The organism is Paenibacillus sp. UMB7766-LJ446 (assembly GCF_030226665.1).
Taxonomy (GTDB): Bacteria; Bacillota; Bacilli; order Paenibacillales; family Paenibacillaceae; genus Paenibacillus; species Paenibacillus vandeheii.
Genome location: NZ_JASOYM010000002.1, coordinates 365915 through 387059 on the forward strand (window position 1 = coordinate 365915; position 21145 = coordinate 387059).

A 21145-nucleotide genomic window follows, 5' to 3' on the forward strand; every position below is an offset into this window, starting at 1 on the left:
ATGTTTAAGAAATTCCGATTGCGCGGCATCGTGAACGATATTCCTTTGAACTACAAGTTTACGCTGATATATGTTATCGGTATTTTGCTTCCGATTATTGCAAGTAATTATTTGTTCATGGATCGTATGTCAGGGCTGATCAAGGAACGGGAAGAACAGAATTTGCAAATATCGCTGGAGCGGGCTAGAAAGGACATTCACACCATGATTGACGGGGGTATCGCTGTCAGTCACGCTTTAATCACGGACAAGCTGTTGTCCGAATCCATGGATCGTGTGTACAATGGTCAACTGGATTTCTATAATACGTTCGATGAACAGCTTCGCCATAGGGTTACATCTTATATCCCCGTGAACAACCAGATCCAGCGAATCGGCATCTACACGAATAACCCAACCATCGTGTCTGGAGGAGATTATTATTATTTGGACAGCTCAATGTATGCCAGTGCCTGGTTCAGACAATGGGAAAAGGCAGGGGAATCACTGAGTGTGCTCGCGTATCGCGATCAGGCGGCGAATGATCGCGCGGCGACCTCATCATATTTTAGTGTGATTGAAAAAATGGACTATTACAACGTAGACAATTCTTACGAGAAGCTGGTGCGGATTGATTTTTACCTTAATCGATTCTATGACGTTATTGCGAGAGAGAAAAGTTCGCTGGACCTGTATCTGGTCAACGCCAAGAATCAGATTATTGTGTCTGCAGATGACAAGTATCAGGGCGAGGTAGACAGTGATTATGCGTTGTTCGATATGAGCAAGACAGTGGAAAAGGATCTACATATCGTTCCGATTGGTAATGCCAGCTATGTGAAAGGTTGGAAGCTCATCGGCGTGCCTCAGGAAACACGTGTCAAACAAGCGATGTTCTCCATGAAGCTTTATTTCGGCATGTTGGCCGGTATTATTACTTTGGTTACCTCGATCTTCATCTATGTCATGCTGCGTTCATACAATTACCGAGTAAAGCGTCTGTCCAGACATATGCAAAAGGTGGGAAACGAGAAATTTGATCTGATCAACATTGATGGTGGACAGGATGAGATAGGTCATTTAATTCGTAATTTCAATATGATGACCGCTCAGATCCATTCCCTGATCAATAATGTGTACAAGCTTGAAATTCAGCAGCGGAGTCAGGAGGCCGAGCGCATTCGCGCTGAGCTAAATTTGTTGCAAAGCCAGATGAATCCTCATTTTTTATTCAATACGCTTAATGCGCTGCTGGTGGTCAGCACCAAAAACAATTATGCGGATGTCAAAGATATTATCAAGGACCTATCCAAGTTGCTTCGCCGCCTGTTGAATTGGAAGGATGATGTGGTCACTCTGGAAGAGGAAATGAGTTTTACGGTCATGTATATGGGAATTGAAAAATTCCGTTTTCGAGATAAGTTTGAATATTACATTGATATTAGCGATGAGGCGAGGCAGTATAGAATTCCAAAAATGAGTATCCAGCAGTTGGCCGAGAATGCTTGCAAACATGGAATTCAAGCCATTGAAGGACTTGGCTATGTGAAGATTAAAGCAGAAGTTGTAAGCGAGCGATTGCGTGTTGTTGTATCCGATAATGGTATAGGCATGGATAAGGAACGGCTACAAGAGGTTCTGTATCATATGCGGAGCAAAGAGGAGAGTGGAGGAAGTAATATTGGCATACGTAACGTATATCGTCGTCTTGAATTGTATTATGACGATAAAGTGAGTTTTAATCTGGTGAGCAGAATAGGGGAGGGAACAGAGGTATCCTTCGAAATTCCATTACAACTGCTAGAGTATCAGGGAGCAAAAGGAGGTAGGGACAATGGCATTTAAAGTGCTGCTGATTGATGACGAACCATGGGCGCTAGAGGGCTTGGAGCTGTGGATTCCATGGGAAAGTCTTGGCTTTGAGGTATGCGCTTTATGCGGCAACGGGATGGAAGGGCTGCAACGAATGGAAGAGCTTAAGCCGGATCTTGTTATGGTTGATATTCATATGCCAGTGATGAATGGACTAGAAATGATTGAAGAATGGCGACATCGAGGGAATTGGTCGACCAAGTTCATTATTCTTACGGGGTACAGCGATTTTGAGTTTGCGCGAAAAGCGCTTAAATTCAAAGTTTCCGGTTATCTGTTAAAACCATTGGATGAGGAACAGGCGAAGTCCGAGGTTCGCATGATGAGCATCGAACTAATGAAGGAGCAAGAGCAGCTTTATATTGGACAGATTGCATTGAGAGAGCAGGAAATGTTGACGATGAAGGATGCTTTGATGGGCAAAGTGCTGTCTACAGAAGGTACTCAACTCATGGAGTCCCTGTCCCGGTCAGCTGAATCCTGGAATGTGTGCCTGGTTCAGGTGTCCGAGAATGAGGTTGGCCGCTGTATTAGTATTGCTTCAGAGGTTCTGAGCGGACAGCATGTCATTTATATCATTCGTCTGCGAAATGATCTCTTGTCCATTGTGTTCGGCGATGTTTCCTCCGAACCTCAGAGAACGAGCGGGATTTTAAGAAAACAATTAGAAGCACTGGCTCGCCGTCTGGCGGGCTTTCGTACATATATGGCAATTGGCACAACCGAATCCTCTCTTCATCTTATCAGCAACTCCCGAATAACAGCAGAGAAGGCCTTGCTGCACGCCTTTTATGAAGTGCAAGGGAACAGCATAATGGATTATGCCGATCTCCAGCATCACGGTTTTCAAAGGCATAACAAACAGGTCGAACTGGTCGAGAGAGTACTGGGAGCACTTCAGCTCATTGATTACGCCAACTTCCAGTCCGCTGTGGAGTTTATTGAGCAATCCTTTCGACAGATGCGGGTTCACCCGGATGAAGCCCGAAAATTTGTGATTTACCTTCTTCATGAAATTCGGGCTTATATGAGGGCGCAAATGGCAGAAGATTCAGAGAATTACCGTTTGTTCGAAATACCGGATCTGGATGAAGCACTGTTAACCTTTGATGATTTAGTTGGCATGTTGCATGCGTGCGGAAGAGTCTGCTTTGAGTTTTTGCTTAAAGAGAGCGTCTTCGAAGCACAAGGTATTGTACAGGATATCAACGATTATATTCATATACATTTCCGGGAGGGATTGACCATTAAGATGCTGGCGGAACGTTTCTTCCTGCATCCGGCCTATTTGGGGCAACTGTTGATACGCAAAAATGGAATCGGATTCAATGAACTGCTTCATAACCTGAGGGTAGAGGAGGCGTGTCGCTTGCTGCAGAAGAATCAGTACAAAAATAGCGAGGTCTCGGAACAGGTTGGATACGCCAATTACCATCATTTTTTAAAACAATTTGAGAAACGCATGGGCATGTCTCCTAATGAATACAAGAAAACCTGAGCTTTTCTCGGAAAGAGCTATAATTCGAATATAGTTTCCATAGTGATGTAAATTTATAATTAAATTATTCAAATGAAAGGGCTTTCATGCAGTGAGATCAAACTTTGGAGGTGCTTTATGGGGGACAGTAAAAAATCATTTTTCCGTATGGGGGCAACACTGTTATTGTCGTTGAGCGTTGTGCTAGCAGGTTGCTCAAGTGGCAATTCAGGCAGCGGAGAGGAAAGCAGTAAAGGTAGTGAGGTTGGGGCTGATAATCCGTTAGAAATCTCGGTATTCCTGAACGAGGCCGGACAACAGCCAACTGCTGACAACAAAATCTACAAAAAAATCAAGGAAGAGCTTGGCGTTACATTCAAATTTGAATTTTTGGCGGGCGACAAAAACCAAAAGCTCGGCGTCATGATTGCCGGAGGAGATTATCCCGATTTGATCTCTGCGGATACCAAGCTGACAGCAGCAGGGTCGGTCATTCCTCTAGAGGACCTGATCGAGGAACATGCGCCTAATCTGAAGAAGCATTACGAGAAATACTGGAATCAGATGAAGGACCCTAACGATGGACATATCTATTATTTGCCTAACTACGGTGCTTACAACGGTGAGGTGTCAGATACCTATTACAGCGGACCTGCCTTCTGGATTCAAAAAGCCGTGTTGAAAGAGTTTGGCTATCCAACACCAAAAACACTGGACGAATACTTTGATCTGATCGCGAAATACAAGGAGAAGTATCCTACTATCGACGGCAAGCCGACCATTGGCTTTGAAGTGTTGAACTATGACTGGAAAAACTGGGGGTTGCTGAACCCGCCACAGCATTTGATCGGTCATCCGAATGATGGGGGTGTCGTTGTAAACGACGGCAAGGCAGAGATCTTTGCAGACAAGGATTATGCAAAAACATACTATGAAAAGCTTAATGAAATTAACGGACAAGGCTTGCTCGATAAGGAGGCTTTTGCCCAAAACTACGATCAGTACATGGCCAAATTGTCCAGCGGCGCGGTGCTCGGCATGTTCGACCAGCATTGGAACTTTGGCAGTGCGGAAGATTCTTTGATAACGCAGGACAAAATCGAACGCACATACGTCGGCTTCCCATTGGTATACGACAGCAGCACGAAGGACTACTATCGCGATCGCGCAGCACTTAACCTGAACAATGGTTACGGCATTACGGTAAGTGCCAAGGACCCTGTGAAAATCATTAAAGCGCTCGACAAGCTTATGGAAGAAGATTGGCAAAAGACGCTCACTTGGGGCATTCAGGATCAAGACTATTACGTCAATGACGAAGGTCGTTTCATGAAAACACAAGAACAGCGCGACAATGCTGCGGATGCGGCCTGGAAGCTGGCCAACAAAGCAGACGCTTTCTATGGAACCGCACCGAAGATGGAAGGTTATTTCAGCGATGGCAACGCCACTTCAGCAAGCAATCAGCCGGAAGAATATCAGGCCAGCTTGAAACCGTTTGATAAGGAAGTTCTGGATGCATATGGATTAAACAGCTTTATAGAGTTCTTCAGTGATCCACCGGAAAACCCTATCTATTACCCGGCTTGGTCCGTCGATCTGGTTGAGGGCTCTCCAGCTAAAATCGCCAATACGAAGCTGAACGAATTATCAACCAAATATTTGCCGAAAGCGATTTTGGCCAACACATCCGACTTCAGCAGTGTATGGAGCGAATACGTTTCCGAAATTCAAAAGCTGGATATCAAGGCATTCGAAGGCCGCGTCAATGAAGTATTGCAGTGGAGAATCGATAACTGGTCTGTGAAATAAGAAGTTGCTGTCAGGAAGGAAGGTTACCTTCCTTCCTGATTTTTCAAAGAAATATGTCACTGGGCGCGGATTGTCATAGTGGGAAATGTGTCGCTAGACGTTTTTCCTTACAATATAAAGATGGATAGGGAGCTTGATATTATGGAGGAAATTGTAGTGGGCAGCAAGCCGCTCAGCCCAAAGAAAAAACCGAAAATTCGACGGCTGACCTGGCAGAACATCAAAGCGCAGAGACAACTGATCTGGATGTCTGTTCCTTTGCTCGCGTATATTATCACCTTTTCTTATGTGCCTGTCTGGGGCTGGACAATGGCTTTTCAGGATTATAAGCCTGCGAGAAGCTTCTCCCAGCAAACCTGGGTAGGATTCAAGCATTTTCAATTTTTATTTACCGATGACAACTTCCTGCGCGTGCTGCGTAATACGCTGGCCATGAGTGTTATCAATCTAATTTTGGGATTTGTAACCGCTATTATTCTGGCCCTTCTGCTTAATGAGATCAAAAAGGTCATGTGGAAGCGGACAGTGCAAACGATCTCGTATCTGCCCCACTTTTTATCATGGATTATCGTTACTGGCATCGTAGCGACCTCTCTTGCTTCCGATGGTATTATTAATGATATTTTAATGAAGCTGCATCTCATCAATGAGCCTATTCTCTGGCTGACGGAAGGGAAATATTTCTGGGGAGTTGTTGCGGGGTCCCATGTCTGGAAGGAAGTTGGCTGGAACACGATTATTTATTTGGCAGCCATAGCCTCTATTGATCCGGCGTTGTACGAAGCTTCTGACATTGATGGAGCCAATCGCTATCAAAAAATGTGGAACATCACCTTGCCGGGAATCAAGCCTACCATTGTCATCCTGCTGATTATGTCTATCGGACATATTCTGGAAGCAGGTTTTGAGGTTCAATATTTGCTGGGCAACGGACTGGTTGTTGACTGGTCGGAGACCATTGATATCTTTGTACTCAAATACGGGATCGCCCAGGGCAACTATTCACTCGCTACTGCCGGCGGTATATTCAAAACGGTAGTCAGCATTACCATGTTGCTCATCGCGAATTGGACCGCCAAGCGGCTTGGGGAAGAGAGGCTCTTATAATGATGAAAAAAACACCATTGTCTGGTTCTGGAAATACAGCGGCACTTTCCGTTCGCCGCCCGGGTGGCAGAGGCATCGAACCACTTCTGTTCAACACCTTCAATTCGATTTTCATGATTTTGCTGGTCATTGTAACGTTGTACCCGTTTCTGAACACGATTGTCGTTTCGTTCAATGCAGGGAACGACACCATCCGAGGGGGGCTTTATTTATGGCCCCGCGATTTCACGATGCAAAATTACAAAGCCGTATTTGCGTCAGGCACGATCTATAACGCGTTTTTGGTGTCCGTGGCGCGTACGGTTCTGTCCACTGTACTGAATATATTCCTGACCACGATGCTTGCCTACACGCTGAGCCGGCGGGATTATATTTTCCGTAAACTGATTACGACCATTTTTGTACTTACGATGTATTTCAATGCAGGGCTTATTCCGGGGTACTTCCTGATGAAGGACCTTCACTTAATCAATACGTTCTGGGTGTATGTTTTACCATCGCTGATCAGTGCGTTCAACCTGATCGTCATTCGTACTTATATTTACACGATTCCTGAAAGCCTGATCGAATCAGCAAAAATCGACGGTGCGGGAGATTACAGAATTTTCTGGAAAATCATTTTTCCGCTGTGCAAGCCTGTGCTGGCAACCATCGCGCTTTTCGTTGCGGTCGGTGCGTGGAACTCCTGGTTCGATGCTTTCCTGTACACATCTTCGCGTCAAGAGCTGAGCACGCTGCAATATGAATTGATGAAGCTGTTGTCTTCCAGTATGAATGCCAATAGCAATCCATCGGTAGCCAATGGTGTGGGCATGGAACATTCCACCCAGGTTACACCGATTTCAATCCGAGCCGCGATTACAATTGTTGCTTCGGTACCGATCCTGCTGGTGTATCCGTTTATGCAAAAATACTTTGTTGTGGGACTAAATGTAGGGAGCGTGAAGGAATAGATGAAACAACTCGAAACAAATACCATCTGTTATGCCAACCCAATCCTTCCCGGATTCTATCCGGATCCCAGCATCGTAAAGGCGGAACAATATTTTTACCTCATCTGCAGCTCGTTTGAATATTTTCCCGGAGTGCCGATCTTTCGGAGCCGGGATCTCATTCATTGGGAGCAGATTGGCAATGTGTTGAATCGGGTCAGCCAGCTTGATTTGACCGGGCGGAAAAGCTCAGACGGCATTTATGCTCCTGTACTCCGTTACCATGAAGGAACATTTTATATGATTACGACAGATGTGAGAGGCATTGGCAATTTCTACGTTACGGCAACCGACCCTGCTGGCCCTTGGTCTGATCCGATTCGCATCCCATATGGGGGAATCGACCCATCGCTGTTTTTTGATGATGATGGCAAAGTGTACGTGACCGCTCAACAAGGCGCCGATTACGATTCTCATGCCATCCAGTACGAGATCGACATCGCCACGGGTGAGGCGCTCTCTGAGCCACAAGTTGTCTGGCATGGGGATGGCGGGCCGTGGACCGAAGGACCGCATCTGTATAAAATTAATGGCTTGTATTATATGATGTCCGCTTCTGGCGGAACGGCTAAGGAGCATCGTGAGATCATCGGCCGAAGCGATCGACCTTATGGTCCGTTTGAACGCTATCCTGATCCCATTCTGACCCATCGCCATCTGGATCATCCGATTCAGTATTTGGGTCATGCCGATCTGGTGGAGGATCACAATGGAGACTGGTGGGCCGTTTTCCTTGGCGTACGTTTGACAGCGGATGGATATAGCGTGCTTGGACGTGAAACCTTCCTCGCACCGGTTGTTTGGAACGAGGGGTGGCCGCACATTGACAACAATGAAGGACTAGTGAGTTTGGATATGAAGGTCCAACGTTTGCCAGTGGCATCGCCTTCCTTGCCCGAGAGCCATACAGCCATCATTGTCGGCCGGGAAGAATTCGACGGTGAGCTTGGGTTGCAATGGATGTATGTGCGCAACCCGACAGAAGGAGTATGCTTGCTTACGGAAAAACCAGGTTACCTGACGTTGTATTGCCAGGCGGGAAGTCTTGATGACATCGGTCAGATCACGTTTGTAGGCCGCAGGCAGCAGCATATTCACGCCAGTTTTACGACCTGCCTTTCATTCATACCAGCTGCTGAAGGAGAAGAAGCGGGATTGTGCGTTCGACGGGATGAGGACGCACATTATGAGATTGGAATTAAGCGGTTGAAAGGACGAAACGTTCTCTTTGCTCGCTTGACAGTGCGGGGAGAGTCGAACACGGTTCACGAGAGCGAGACTGTAACGGAGCGGCTATCGCTTCGAATTGAATCAACAGAGAAGGAATATAGGCTGGCTTGTTCCGAGGACGGACTGAACTGGACAGTATTGGGTTCAGGCTCGGCACAAGCCATTTCCCCGGAGGATTTTGTGCACAAAATGTGCTTTACCGGGGCGGTGGTCGGACTATATGCTACCGGCAATGGTCAGGCAAGCAGTGCACCTGCCCGATTCGACTGGTTCGAATACTCGATCTAATCCGCCAATAACAAGAGCTAAGCTGCTAGTCAATTAGAAATATTAGAGGAGGGAAATCATGGGTTCATTTCGAGAAGAGGTTCCACTGAAGGACCTGTACAAGGATAGCTTTCACATTGGAGCAGCAGTGAATCCAAAGACGATCGAAAGTCAGCGTTCATTGCTTGCATATCACTTCAATAGCCTAACGGCAGAAAATGAAATGAAATTCTCCAGTGTGCATCCACAGCAGGGACTGTATACGTTTGAGGATGCGGATGTGATCGCTTCCTTTGCCAAAGAGCAAGGCATGGCGCTGCGCGGTCACACACTGGTCTGGCATAACCAGACTCCGGATTGGCTGTTCGAGAATGAAACTGGCGGACTGGTGGAGCGCGATGTATTGCTGGAGCGATTGAAGGAGCACATTCAGACCGTTGTTGGAAGATACAAGGACGTTATCTATGCATGGGACGTCGTGAACGAGGTTATTACCGATGATGCAGATGACGAAAGCGCGCTCCTGCGTCCATCCAAATGGTTGGATATCGCCGGGGAGGATTTTATTGCCAAATCGTTCGAATTCGCCCATGAGGCAGATCCACAGGCGCTTTTGTTCTATAACGATTATAACGAATCCAATCCGCAGAAGCGGGAACGCATCTTTCGGCTTGTTCGTTCGTTACTCGATCAAGGCGTGCCAATTCATGGTGTTGGCCTGCAGGCACACTGGAATCTGTATGATCCTTCCCTGGATGATATGCGCGCCGCGATTGAGCGGTATGCGCAGCTTGGCCTGCAGCTTCAGCTCACCGAACTGGATGTATCGGTATTTCGCTTTGAAGACAGGCGGACGGATCTAGTTCAGCCTTCGCAAGAGATGCTAGAATTGCAGGCCGAGCGATATGAATCCATCTTCCGCCTGCTTCACGAATATAAGGAACATATTAGCGCTGTAACATTCTGGGGGGCTGCCGACGATTACACCTGGCTGGACCATTTCCCGGTCCGAGGACGGAAAAATTGGCCATTCTTGTTCGATGAATTGCATCGCCCCAAGGAAGCCTATCAGCGTGTCGCGCGAATCACTGTACCCAAGTAAGCTGGAGCGGATCAATACCGTTTCGTTTGATCCATAGCAGTCTCGAATAGAAACTCGGGAGTGCATATCTTTTGGAAGGAGACATTTGTATGTCCGAATTACCTAAACAACATCAACCTATAGTTACGCATATATTCACTGCTGATCCTTCAGCGCATGTGTTCGAGGGTCGCATTTATATTTACCCATCCCATGATCTGGATCACGACGGTCCGGTAAATGACAACGGAGATCAGTACAAGATGGAGGATTATCATGTGCTATCTATGGCGGACACGGATTCATCCGTGAAGGATCATGGCGAGGTGCTGCATGTGAGGGATGTCCCTTGGGCGTCCAGTCAGATGTGGGCACCGGATGCCGCATACAGAAAAGGCACCTACTATTTGTTTTTCCCGGCACGGGACCATGATGGCATTTTCCGCATCGGCGTGGCTACATCGTCGTCTCCAGCAGGACCGTTCAAGCCAGAGGAGCAATATATTCAGGGCAGCTTCAGTATTGATCCCGCTGTGTTCGTGGACGATGATGAGCAGGCTTATATGCTCTTTGGTGGGCTGTGGGGGGGACAGTTGGAAAAATGGCAGACTGGAAGCTACGTGGAACATGCGGAGGGCCCTGCTCCGGATGCACCGGCGATCGGCCCAAGAGTTGCAAAGCTGAGGGAAGATATGCTCTCAATGGCTTCGGAGGCTCTGGAGGTATCCATCGTGGATCAGGAAGGAAGTCCGCTGACCGCTGGGGACGAGAATCGCAGATATTTTGAAGGACCATGGATGCACAAATATAATGGAAAATACTATTTGTCCTATTCCACAGGAACGACGCACAAGTTGGTGTACGCCATCGGTGACAATCCCATGGGTCCGTTTACGTTCCAAGGTACCATTTTGCTGCCAGTCATGGGCTGGACAACACATCATTCGATTGTACAATTCAAGGGAAAGTGGTATTTGTTCTATCACGATTGTTCCCTTTCCGGTGGAGTCGATTACAAGCGCTGCGTAAAATTTGCCGAGTTGACGTACAACCCGGACGGCACGATTCGCATGATTGATCCATATCCAGAGAAATAAGATGCATCATTAAAACTTTAAAACTCCGTGCCAAAGCACGGAGTTTTAGTTTTTTAGTTTTTATTGTACAGGCAGATTGAGTCTGATTAACCTACTTGGTGCGATCCATTGAACCATACGGATTTGATCGACAAGGTATCCGAAATCGTTGTTGTTGGATCACCGTCAACGAGAATGAGATCTGCTCGTGCACCTTCGGTAATGCGGCCACGATCATGAAGACCAAAGCAACGGGCCGGTTTCGAAGTAGCCGACTGCAGAGCTTCGATCGGAGTGAACCCGGCCTTCACCAGCAGCTGCATTTCGTGGTGGACACTTGCTCCATGAGCAAGGCCGCCCAGATTTGGTACGGGAACCGGCGCGACATCCGTCCCTACCAAAATATCAACTCCGGCAAGGTGAAGATCCATCACATTTTTAAAGCTGTTCTCCATATTGCCTTGGGGGAACGTATTGAAGCTTGAGTTCAAAATATCGATCCAATCTGAACTTAATTTGGAATGAACACGCGGATCATTCGCCAATTCGGATGCCGGATTTCCGATAATCGATGAATTCAACACCAAGCAAGGTGTAACAAATGCGCCTGAACTCGCTATAGATTTCACTAACTCGGAGGTGTACTCGGGTCTGTCGATGAACAAGTGGCCCAAACCGTCGACTCCAAAATCGATGGCTTGTTGAGATGAAAGAGCCGTCAAGACGTGGGCGATGACCAGCTTATCGAACTTGTGGGCTTCTGTCACGGCTGTTTTTAGAATCTCGTCACTCAATACAGGCAGGCCAGGTGCACCCATGACCGTACCTTCTTCAATCATGATCTTAATATAGTCGGCCCCATTCTCGACTTGGGTATGCACATGTTTAATCGCTTCTTCCACCGTTGTCACTTGCGGTATTTCTTCATGATCGTGAGCGTAAGCGGCTAACATGGCTTCCCGGTCTGCCTCCGATAACTTCGCTAATTCCTTTAATACGAATTCCGGTATTTCATCTCCATCCGGTAGTAATTCATCCGGGTGACCACCCGGAGCCGTGATCGCTGTGCCAGCAGAACGTACATCTGCGATGTCATTCACATTTTTTAACTGAATTTCGCGCCCTCTTTGAGTAAAATCGCCGTTCATTTCGAGTTCAGTGGTAACGCCGAATTTTAGGGCATCTCGTAATCCGCCGATTGAGGTGTGAACGTGTGCATCAATCAGACCAGGCATTAAAGTCGCATTTTCTCCATCGATAATCCTTGCATTGGCTGGAAGGTCGCCACCGATTGAAATAATAGACTCCCCTTTAATAACAACATGTCTGGGCGCAATAATTTGCTCTCCATCAAAGATTCGTACATTTGTAATCGCAATAACTTGTTCTAACGCAGTAGTTTGAGTTAACTTCTCCATCTGAATCCCTCCTGAGTGTTTTTCTTTGAACAATTCGAATAATAACTGTTAGAGTTCTAACTGTCAATAGGCTAATGTTTTTTTGACAAGCGAATAGGATCGCTGTATAGTTTATTTACTTACAATTAGGTAACTAACAATCAAAGGGGGGACGATGATGAAATCCCGAAAGGAAACACCTTATCTGGATTTATTTCAGATTATCGGTCTTAAGTTAAAGAAAAGAGCAGACGAGAGTATAAAAGAGCTGGGGTTAAACGCTCAACAAGGAAAAGTAATTGACTATCTTTACGAGAACCAAAATAAAAATATTATCCAAATGGATCTTGCTGATCGGTTTCATTTAAGTCGGGCCAGCATTACAAGTATGCTTCAAGGTCTAGAGCAAAAAGGGTTCATCGAACGTAAAATCCCGGCCAATAATGAACGGCAAAAAAATATATACGTATTGCCAAAAGCGGTTGAACTGATTGAAGACTTTCAAGACTCTTTTCAAAAGGTGGAGGAGGAAATTGTTCAAGTCCTTACCGACGAAGAGAAGCAAGTACTAAAGAAATTGTTGATCAAAATCAATGAGACTGTATAAATCCTCTGGGGTGAAAAACAAATCATTTGACCCCGGCATAACGAGTGCAGGAGAGGAGATTTTACGTAATGCCTGCTCGAAGTTGTACCGATCGACGGGATTATAGCTAATGTCTCCACTTATTCCTGTACGTAATCTCCTTGTTACCTGAAATTTTTCTGAAGGAAGACTTGAGAGAGGGCAGGCTGGTTGCCTTACCATGGGATCTATCGGAGGTTCCTTTCCGCACAGATGCTCTGGCATTGGGAGAAATGGATTTCTCCATCAATGGCTGCCTTCATCCATACAGCAAAGAGTGAGTTGAAAACGAAGAAATAGCTGGCTCATAAGAGGGTGAATGCCAAAGGCGACGCGCATAAAGGAATGGTTGGCAGGACAAAACTGAACCTTAAGTCGTGCTGTTAAAAGGTCCGCTGTAAGTAGATTTAATTCTCCGTTTTACTTAAGCCATTTATGCCGCTTTTTCGATATGCTAACGGAACTAATCCTATTTGTTTGCGAAAAAGGGATGAGAAATAACTCACACTTTGAAAGCCGCAGGCAAGTGCGATTTCACTCACAGATCTTTTGGTCTCCCGCAACATCTCACAACTTTTATGAAGGCGGTATCGAATGAGATAGTTGTTGGGAGTTTGACCTACGAATTTATTAAATAAAGTACAGCAGCTGCTTCTACAAACGGCTCCTGCGGATGCAATGTCTTGAAGAGTTATTTTTTGCTCGTAGTTTTGATGAATGAATCGAGTCATTTTCTGAATATTCGTCCATAATTGAACATCTTGAATCCCCCCCACCTTCTGTTGCAAATGATCTCCCACACCAGCACATAGAGATAAAGCCTGTGAAGTTAAACGGAACGGATTTGGAGCAAAGCTATTGTGCATTTCCTCATAGATCGCTTGGATAGATGACAATATGTTTTGCTGCCAGGCGATCTCATCTGTTAGTACTAGAAAATCATCCATGTTTGGACCGAACTTCTCTTCCCAGTATGCTTGCATCAACGAAGCACCTTCCCCGATAAGAGAGGAATGAATGACTACAACTATAAATGAACAATTACTATGAGTGTGAGAAAAACCAAAATGCAAACGATGACTGTTCACAAAAATCCCAGTTCCTTGGTCTAAGCAAACGGTTTGTCCGTTAACAGAATACTCCATAGAACCTTCAAGAATGTAAATGAATTCCACATCCGAATGCCAATGAGCTGCAGCTTCAAAATTATCAAATTGATTCAAGCTCCCCTTCCGTACATACAAGGGCAACTCAGGTAGATTATAATTCAATCGTTCCGATAAATCAGAAAATACTTCTAAATTTTTCATAAAACAAAATGCCTCCGACGAATATACGATTTTGACAAAAGTATAGCCAATATTTATGGAAAGGACAATGATTTTATCCTATCTTGATAATATGGAAATCAACAGAGAGGGGTGGATAGGTGAAAAAACGTGTACCGTTAACTGCTCCTATGACTCGGAATTTTAATAAGGAATTAATCACTCTTGTCATTCCGATTGCATTACAGAATCTAATCTCAGCCACAGTCATATCAGCTGATGTAGTTATGCTGGGAATGATTAGCCAATCTACAATGTCGGCCGTATCGCTAGCCGGACAAATTACCTTTGCATTGACATTGTTTTACATGGGGATGTCTACGGGGGCAGGGATTCTAACCGCACAATATTGGGGGAAGAAAGATGTACAAACCATACAGCGTATTCTTAGCACTGCCTGCATGTTCTCCTTTAGCATCTCCATTTTGTTTTTCTTCGTATCTTTTGTATATCCTGAATCGTTAATGCGATTTTTCACAAATGATGTTGAGTTAATTCAGTATGGTTCAATATTTTTAAAGATGAATTCGTTTTCTTATCTTGCAATGGGCATTTCACAAATGTATCTCAGTGTGATTCGAAGTATGGAAAATGCAAGACTAAGTGCTTGGATTAGTTCATTATGTTTAATTTTAAACATTTTGTTTAATGCGTTGTGCATTTTTGTCCTTTTTCCAGACAGACCTATAATGGCGATTGCGGCGGTGGCTCTTTGTACAGTTTTAGCTCGATTTATTGAATTGGCCTGCTGTGTTATTTATTCCGTGACAAGAGGATCGATTCGGTTTCGATTCCCGATACGTGATGGCATTCAACGCAATCTCCTCAAGGATTTCCTGAAATACACCATGCCTGTACAGGGCAATTATATGGTTTGGGGAGGTGCACTAACGGCGACTGCTGCAATTATTGGACATGTAAGTGCTGATATGGTGGCAGCGAATTCAGTTGCATCCGTGGTTAAGAATTTAACCATTGTACTGTGTGGAGGTATTGCTAGTGGAGGTTCTATACTGGTTGGAAAATATCTAGGGAAAGGGGAGATCGAGAAAGCCAAACAGGTGGGAAACAGAATGAATCTATATGCTTTACTATTTGGAATAATAGCAGGGGTCACAATTATCCTGATAAAACCGCTTGTTTTTACCGTAGTAAATCTAAATGCCATTTCTCAAAGCTACCTGGATGGAATGTTATATATTAGTGCTTTTTATTGTATTGCCAAATCCGTTAATGCAACCAATATATCGGGAATATTCACTGCAGGAGGTGACTCTAAATTTGGCTTTTGGTGTGATTCAATTGTAATGTGGGGCATTATTTTGCCGCTTGGCTATTTATGTGCTTTTGTATGGAACGTATCCCCCCTTGTGTTATATATCGTTATCAGTTTGGATGAGTTCATTAAGTTACCCTTGGCATTCATTCGTTACCGACAATACAAATGGCTAAATAACATTACAAGGACTTTTTCAGCAGTAGCTTAAGAAATATAAGATCAAAGAATGTACGGTCAACTAAAAGAAATAGATTAAAGGCAGAGGGGACAAAGGCATGAATATTATAGAACGAATGGCAAATCGGCAACTGTTTACGGATCATGATGCGAATTATCCAAAGGAAGCATCGGATCTGGCTCGTGCGCGTCAACGAGGAAAGGCACTATGTTATGAGATCAATCGTTTACATCCCGATGATATTGAAATGCGAAAGACGCTGATGGCACAGCTTTTCGGTAGTATTGGTGAACATGTTTGGATGGAGCCTCCTATTCGGATGTCATACGGATCAAACACTACGGTAGGCAATAATGTTTATATCAACTTTAATTTAACTGTTGTCGATGACTATAAAGTGACGATTGGAAATGATGTTATGTTTGGTCCAAATGTTACGATTGCGGTAACCAATCATCCCGTACACCCAGAAAAACGTAAAGAAGGTGGGATGTTTGCTTTGCCCGTAGTTATCGAGGATGGCGTATGGATCGGTAGCTGTGTTGTGATTGTACCAGGAGTCACTATCGGTGCTGGAAGTGTGATCGGAGCAGGAAGCGTGGTAACCAAGGATATTCCTAGCAACGTAATTGCTGTTGGAAATCCTTGCAGGGTCCTTCGTGAAATCACGGATCATGACAGGGAGTATTACTATAAAAACATGCGTTTCGACCAAGTGGAATGGTAAGAGCAATTGCCCCCGACTGTAACTATAGAAGTTTCTAGAGGAAAGGGAATCGTTCTTCTGCGTGATGGGCGAAGTGAGACGATGAGTGAAATGATTTCTTCGATGTTCAGACAAACCATCTTTTATCGACTGATGAATGTTTTGTTCACGAATGTGGACCGACTGTCCGTGGAGGAGCTTGCCGGAGTCATGTTTATGAGCACCTCATCTTTGAAGAAACTGATTGTGCAATTAAATAATAATGATCTAAAAGCCTATAAGTTACGCATTACGTATTCAACCCCTATGATCAAAGGGAATGAAATGAATATTCGATATTTTTATTGGAAGTTGTATTGCGATGCGTATGAGTTTACAGGATGGCCTTTTGCGAATGTCGATTATGATTACATCAATCAGTTGATCACAAATATAGAGAATGAGAAAAACATCGTATATTTTATCAATTCCAAAAGGAGACTATCCTTTTTGCTGGCCATTGTAATAGAAAGGGTCTTTCAAGGGGAATTCGTAAACATCGACGAAAGTGCTTACCCCTGGGAAAAGGGGATATTTTATATGCCTGTGAAGACCCTTGCCAAAAGTCTTGAAGAGAAGCTTTCCATTGATTTTCCCAAAAGTGAAATTTACTTTATGCAATCCCTGGTTAGTCTCAGCCAATATCATTATTATGAAGGATCAGAAATAACGCCGAGGAAAGAAGTCGAATTACATAAAGATAAAGAGGAATATCAAATGGGTAATCTGCTCCTAAGTCTATTGGCAAAAGTATACCCCAATTTGGAGATGGAAGAACGATTTATATTGGAGATATACGCGTTCTTTGACAAGTTATTAATCGATAATGCAATTTCTGAATGGATGATGATTTCCAAAAGTAATTTAACGGCATATGTTCAAAAGGAATGCCAGCAGCTGTATCAGGAACTGCAAACCTGCATGCAAACATGGGGCAAAGCCTACCCTGCCGTCATGTACAATCATTTTCATTTAACCAAGCTAACCTTAATGGTTCGTTCAAGTTTACGTTATAAATGGAAAAGGGCCTTCTTAGTGATCGGAGAAGAATTTTCAATTCGTCATTACATAGCGGATTTGATCAAGAAGGAAATTGGGGATCAGCTGGTCATCAATACGTCCATAATGAAAGGGCTCTCTGACGAAATGATGCAGCAACACCAGATTGATTTTGTCATTAGTAATATTCCGGTTTCATTGCAGACCGTGCCGGTTGTTATTATCTCTACAATCCCGTCCAAAAGAGATCTGGACAATATTCGTAAAGAGTTGCTTTTATAATTTGACCAATTATTTCCCTTACCCTCCGTAAGATTTTGGTCTAGTTTGTTATGACAAAAAATCTTATGCTCAATGTACTTTCCGAACTGATTTTCTAGGCATGCGGAAGAGATGTAGGTAAGCCTGAGTTCAATATTGAGAGTAGGGGGCAGAAATATGAGTAGGCATTTAGGCGCGAAAAAAGGAGAAATAGCGGACATCGTTTTGCTTCCGGGAGATCCTTTGCGTGCAAAATTCGTAGCAGAACACTTTTTAGATAAGACGAATTGTTATAACGAAGTAAGAGGCATGTATGGGTACACCGGATTGTACAAGGGCATACCGGTGTCTGTTCAGGGGACAGGAATGGGAAACCCATCGATGAGTATCTATGCAACGGAATTGATCGTCGATTATGAAGTGAAGAAATTGATTCGTATCGGTACATGTGGCGCCATGCAGAAAGAAATTAATATCCGCGATATTGTAATCGCCCAAGCCGTGTCTTCAGATAGTAATATGACGGATAAGATCTTCCATGGCTGTAATTATGCACCTACGGCAGATTTCTCATTGTTAATGAAAGCGTATCAACAAGCACAAGCCAAACAAGTAAGTGTCTTTGTGGGTAACATCTATAATTCCGATGAATTCTATCGTGAGAACTTAGATCGTCTTCACAAGTTTATGGATTTTGGTGTATTAGCAGTCGAAATGGAAAGCACAGCCCTCTATACTACAGCCGCTAAATATGGTGTAAAAGCACTATCCATTTTGACAGTAGGCAGTCAACTGTTAACCCAGGAGCACTTAACTCATCAAGACAGTGAGCAATCCTTTTATGAAATGGTCGAAATAGCACTTAACACAGCCATTGAGAGCTAATATATCGATATGAAGATTCCAAAAAAATGTACCGATAATTTGGAGGGTTAAACATGCATTATCTAATTTCTGTTGTCGGTCTGATTATGGTTCTGTTGCTGGCATGGCTTGCGAGTAATAATAAGCGGAAAATTAAATATCGTCCAATCATTATTATGATTGTTATTCAAATAGGTTTGGGATTAATTATACTAAAAACGAGTATAGGTGAATTTTTAATTAAAGGTTTTGCTGATAGTTTTTCGAAATTACTTGGATATGCCAACGAAGGAACGAACTTTGTTTTTGGCGGGATGGCGAATGAAGGAGCCCATACATTTTTCCTGTATGTTTTGATGCCTATCGTTTTTATGTCAGCATTAATAGGGATTCTGCAACATTACAAAATACTGCCATTCATTATAAAGTATATTGGTCTGGTGCTAAGTAAAGTAAATGGCATGGGGAAATTGGAATCTTATAATGCGGTTGCAGCCGCAATTGTAGGCCAAAATGAAGTATTTATTTCGGTGAAAAATCAACTTGGTTTATTACCAAAGCATCGCTTGTATACATTATGTGCATCTGCAATGTCGACAGTATCGATGTCCATTGTTGGCTCATATATGACGATGCTCGAACCTAGATATGTAGTGGCTGCATTAATATTAAACCTATTTGGCGGCTTTATCATTGCATCCATCATTAATCCGTATGAAGTTACAGCTGAAGAAGATATTGTTGAGGTCCAGGAAGAGGAGAAACAAACGTTTTTTGAGATGCTGGGCGAATATATTATGGACGGCTTTAAAGTAGCCATCGTGGTTGGGGTCATGTTAGTTGGTTTTGTCGGGATTATTGCCTTGATTAACGGGGGCTTCAGTGGCATATTTGGCATCTCGTTCCAAGGAGTTCTAGGGTATGTCTTTGCACCCATTGCTTTTATGATCGGTGTGCCATGGCATGAAGCTGTTCATGCTGGTAGTATCATGGCAACGAAATTGGTTGCGAATGAATTTGTAGCTATGCTTGACTTTGTTAAGATCCAAGATGGTTTAAGTGGCCGCACTACAGCCATTGTCTCTGTTTTTCTAATCTCATTTGCTAACTTTGGGTCCATTGGTACAATCGTAGGTGCAGTGAAAGGACTGAATGAGAAACAAGGGAATATTGTTGCCCGGTTTGGATTGAAGCTGTTATATGGTGCTACTCTTGTAAGCGTTTTATCGGCCATAATTATCGGTATTATATTTTAGGTGAACAACTCGAAATGGAGCTGTTGTTCAAATAATCAAGTTCTTGCCCCAAACTGAGGACAAGAACTTGGTCCTAATCATTATACTCAACAAATACATACGGGAAAAATACCATCAAATGATAGCCTCTCCATATCCTACAGGTTGGTCCTCAGATGTCCTTGATGGATGCCGCTTGCGAAATTCTTTCGCGAATGGCTTCTTCAGTTCGTGGAACAAGAAAATCTACCATCATTTCCGCGTTTGCTTGTACTTCCTCAATGAAAGGACGGAAACTCTTATTATATTCTTGGAACGCAAGCTCAAAATTCCCATCGTTTTTTTGGAAAGCATCAGCCAAGGCTGCCGCCCCATCTATCGCCAGTGATCCACCCATGCCAGCAGCCGGAGAGGCACAGTATCCAGCATCACCGACTAGCGCTACCCTGCCTTTTGTCCACGACGGCATTTTCATTTGGCACAGTTTGTCAAAGTAAAAAGTTTTCGATTTCTTCACTTCTTCCAGCAATTCCGGCGTTCGCCAGCCTAGTCCGGAAAATTGATTCAAAATGATATCCCGTTGCTGTTCTTCGTTTCGGTAGTCGTAGGGGAGTTCCTTCTCCGAAGAAAAGCAGAGGACAATATCGGTTTTATTGTTATAGGTATTCAGCATAATCGCCTTGCCCGGCTCTTTGTACATCTGTGTCGTATTCTCCCGGATCAACAACTTATCCACGATCGTGATAGAGAAATAGGTTTTAAGAAAATGCGAAAATTCAGCCTCCTCGCCGAAGCATAATTTTCTGACGGCCGAATGAATACCATCACAGCCGAATACTAGGTCATACGAGCGCTTTTGTCCTCCTTTGAAAGCTACCTCAACGCCATTATTTTCTTCCTTCAATGATGTAATGCTATCTCCGAAAATAAACTCAACGTCATCTTTGACAGCCTCGAACATGATATCCAGCAATATATCTCGCTCGATTTCATATTCATCTTCTGCGAGCTGCTCACGGATTTCGAATCTTTCAGTGACATCATCGGCATTTTTGAATTCCATCAATTCCATGTCTATTTTGTTCGACTGGATTTGGCCTAGCAGCCCCATACGTTTCACGATGTCGACCGTATGTTCACGAATATTTACAGGTGTGCCTCCTTTTTTTAGACCTTCAGAAATCTCAACAACGGTCACGTTGTAGCCAAGCTGCTTCATCCAGTAGGCTATTGAGATGCCGGCAAAGCTCGCCCCGCTGATTAGAATGTTTTTTTTCATATTCGTTCCTCCCGTGATCCATAATATTTCTAATGATTTTGTATAGAATAAAATAGCTTTAT

The 21145-nt window shown here is 44.0% G+C and carries 17 protein-coding genes; 14 read left to right on the forward strand and 3 right to left on the reverse strand.

Annotation, left to right across the window (positions count from 1 at the left end; translation table 11 throughout):
* From QP794_RS06605 to QP794_RS06640, 8 genes are all read left to right on the forward strand, one after another.
* Window positions 1-1824, forward strand: coding sequence for a sensor histidine kinase (locus QP794_RS06605; RefSeq protein WP_285075479.1), 1824 nt, complete (start codon window positions 1-3; stop codon window positions 1822-1824).
* A complete protein-coding gene (locus QP794_RS06610) occupies window positions 1814-3349 on the forward strand; it encodes a response regulator transcription factor (RefSeq protein ID WP_285075480.1) in 1536 nt (511 codons plus the stop codon). The genes QP794_RS06605 and QP794_RS06610 overlap by 11 nt, the downstream gene beginning before the upstream one ends.
* A gap of 117 nt (window positions 3350-3466) precedes the next feature.
* Window positions 3467-5140 (forward strand): type 2 periplasmic-binding domain-containing protein, encoded by a 1674-nt coding sequence (locus QP794_RS06615; protein ID WP_285075481.1) that lies wholly within the window; start codon window positions 3467-3469, stop codon window positions 5138-5140.
* 141 nt (window positions 5141-5281) lie between these two features.
* Window positions 5282-6247 carry an ABC transporter permease gene (locus QP794_RS06620; RefSeq protein ID WP_024633391.1) on the forward strand — a complete coding sequence of 322 codons (966 nt, stop codon included), beginning with the start codon at window positions 5282-5284 and terminating at the stop codon, window positions 6245-6247.
* Entirely contained in the window at window positions 6247-7200 is a 954-nt protein-coding gene (locus tag QP794_RS06625) for a carbohydrate ABC transporter permease (RefSeq protein WP_285075483.1), read from the forward strand. The genes QP794_RS06620 and QP794_RS06625 overlap by 1 nt, the downstream gene beginning before the upstream one ends.
* The gene (locus QP794_RS06630) at window positions 7201-8757 is read left to right on the forward strand and encodes a glycoside hydrolase family 43 protein (protein WP_285075485.1); all 1557 of its coding nucleotides are present in this window, start codon (window positions 7201-7203) and stop codon (window positions 8755-8757) included.
* A 58-nt stretch (window positions 8758-8815) separates the two neighbouring features.
* Window positions 8816-9838 carry an endo-1,4-beta-xylanase gene (locus QP794_RS06635; RefSeq protein ID WP_285075486.1) on the forward strand — a complete coding sequence of 341 codons (1023 nt, stop codon included), beginning with the start codon at window positions 8816-8818 and terminating at the stop codon, window positions 9836-9838.
* Between the two features lie 89 nt (window positions 9839-9927).
* Window positions 9928-10914, forward strand: a complete 987-nt coding sequence (locus tag QP794_RS06640) for a glycoside hydrolase family 43 protein (protein WP_285075488.1) — start codon at window positions 9928-9930, stop codon at window positions 10912-10914.
* Between the two features lie 86 nt (window positions 10915-11000).
* On the opposite strand, the gene QP794_RS06645 is transcribed toward QP794_RS06640, so the two are convergent.
* Window positions 11001-12311 carry an amidohydrolase family protein gene (locus tag QP794_RS06645; RefSeq protein WP_285075489.1) on the reverse strand — a complete coding sequence of 437 codons (1311 nt, stop codon included), beginning with the start codon at window positions 12309-12311 and terminating at the stop codon, window positions 11001-11003.
* Between the two features lie 157 nt (window positions 12312-12468).
* Here QP794_RS06645 and QP794_RS06650 point away from each other — a divergent pair, with 157 nt between their 5' ends.
* On the forward strand, window positions 12469-12897 hold the full coding sequence (locus QP794_RS06650) for a MarR family winged helix-turn-helix transcriptional regulator (RefSeq protein WP_024633397.1): 429 nt from the start codon (window positions 12469-12471) through the stop codon (window positions 12895-12897).
* A gap of 425 nt (window positions 12898-13322) precedes the next feature.
* Here QP794_RS06650 and QP794_RS06655 read toward each other — a convergent pair whose 3' ends face one another.
* Window positions 13323-14225, reverse strand: coding sequence for an AraC family transcriptional regulator (locus QP794_RS06655; RefSeq protein ID WP_285075490.1), 903 nt, complete (start codon window positions 14223-14225; stop codon window positions 13323-13325).
* A 119-nt stretch (window positions 14226-14344) separates the two neighbouring features.
* On the opposite strand from QP794_RS06655, the gene QP794_RS06660 reads away from it, so the two are divergent.
* From QP794_RS06660 to QP794_RS06680, 5 genes are all read left to right on the forward strand, one after another.
* Complete coding sequence (locus QP794_RS06660; RefSeq protein ID WP_285075491.1) at window positions 14345-15730, forward strand: MATE family efflux transporter; 1386 nt, start codon at window positions 14345-14347, stop codon at window positions 15728-15730.
* Window positions 15731-15797: 67 nt separating this feature from the next.
* The gene (locus tag QP794_RS06665; protein WP_024633400.1) at window positions 15798-16427 is read left to right on the forward strand and encodes a DapH/DapD/GlmU-related protein; all 630 of its coding nucleotides are present in this window, start codon (window positions 15798-15800) and stop codon (window positions 16425-16427) included.
* Window positions 16428-16433: 6 nt separating this feature from the next.
* Window positions 16434-17726 (forward strand): AcpB/EbpR/MafR family transcriptional regulator, encoded by a 1293-nt coding sequence (locus QP794_RS06670; RefSeq protein ID WP_483311876.1) that lies wholly within the window; start codon window positions 16434-16436, stop codon window positions 17724-17726.
* Window positions 17727-17882: 156 nt separating this feature from the next.
* On the forward strand, window positions 17883-18590 hold the full coding sequence (gene deoD, locus QP794_RS06675; protein ID WP_285075493.1) for a purine-nucleoside phosphorylase: 708 nt from the start codon (window positions 17883-17885) through the stop codon (window positions 18588-18590).
* A gap of 53 nt (window positions 18591-18643) precedes the next feature.
* Complete coding sequence (locus QP794_RS06680) at window positions 18644-19825, forward strand: NupC/NupG family nucleoside CNT transporter (RefSeq protein ID WP_285075495.1); 1182 nt, start codon at window positions 18644-18646, stop codon at window positions 19823-19825.
* Between the two features lie 151 nt (window positions 19826-19976).
* Here QP794_RS06680 and QP794_RS06685 read toward each other — a convergent pair whose 3' ends face one another.
* A complete protein-coding gene (locus QP794_RS06685; protein ID WP_285075496.1) occupies window positions 19977-21083 on the reverse strand; it encodes an FAD-dependent monooxygenase in 1107 nt (368 codons plus the stop codon).
* Window positions 21084-21145 lie beyond the last annotated feature (62 nt).

Bases quoted from the DNA above. Each gene is read 5' to 3' on its own strand.
- QP794_RS06605 (WP_285075479.1), top strand. From the start codon at position 1: ATGTTTAAGAAATTCCGATTGCGCGGCATCGTGAACGATATTCCTTTG.
- QP794_RS06610 (WP_285075480.1), top strand. From the start codon at position 1,814: ATGGCATTTAAAGTGCTGCTGATTGATGACGAACCATGGGCGCTAGAG.
- QP794_RS06615 (WP_285075481.1), top strand. From the start codon at position 3,467: ATGGGGGACAGTAAAAAATCATTTTTCCGTATGGGGGCAACACTGTTA.
- QP794_RS06620 (WP_024633391.1), top strand. From the start codon at position 5,282: ATGGAGGAAATTGTAGTGGGCAGCAAGCCGCTCAGCCCAAAGAAAAAA.
- QP794_RS06625 (WP_285075483.1), top strand. From the start codon at position 6,247: ATGATGAAAAAAACACCATTGTCTGGTTCTGGAAATACAGCGGCACTT.
- QP794_RS06630 (WP_285075485.1), top strand. From the start codon at position 7,201: ATGAAACAACTCGAAACAAATACCATCTGTTATGCCAACCCAATCCTT.
- QP794_RS06635 (WP_285075486.1), top strand. From the start codon at position 8,816: ATGGGTTCATTTCGAGAAGAGGTTCCACTGAAGGACCTGTACAAGGAT.
- QP794_RS06640 (WP_285075488.1), top strand. From the start codon at position 9,928: ATGTCCGAATTACCTAAACAACATCAACCTATAGTTACGCATATATTC.
- QP794_RS06645 (WP_285075489.1), bottom strand. From the start codon at position 12,311: ATGGAGAAGTTAACTCAAACTACTGCGTTAGAACAAGTTATTGCGATT.
- QP794_RS06650 (WP_024633397.1), top strand. From the start codon at position 12,469: ATGAAATCCCGAAAGGAAACACCTTATCTGGATTTATTTCAGATTATC.
- QP794_RS06655 (WP_285075490.1), bottom strand. From the start codon at position 14,225: ATGAAAAATTTAGAAGTATTTTCTGATTTATCGGAACGATTGAATTAT.
- QP794_RS06665 (WP_024633400.1), top strand. From the start codon at position 15,798: ATGAATATTATAGAACGAATGGCAAATCGGCAACTGTTTACGGATCAT.
- deoD (WP_285075493.1), top strand. From the start codon at position 17,883: ATGAGTAGGCATTTAGGCGCGAAAAAAGGAGAAATAGCGGACATCGTT.
- QP794_RS06680 (WP_285075495.1), top strand. From the start codon at position 18,644: ATGCATTATCTAATTTCTGTTGTCGGTCTGATTATGGTTCTGTTGCTG.
- QP794_RS06685 (WP_285075496.1), bottom strand. From the start codon at position 21,083: ATGAAAAAAAACATTCTAATCAGCGGGGCGAGCTTTGCCGGCATCTCA.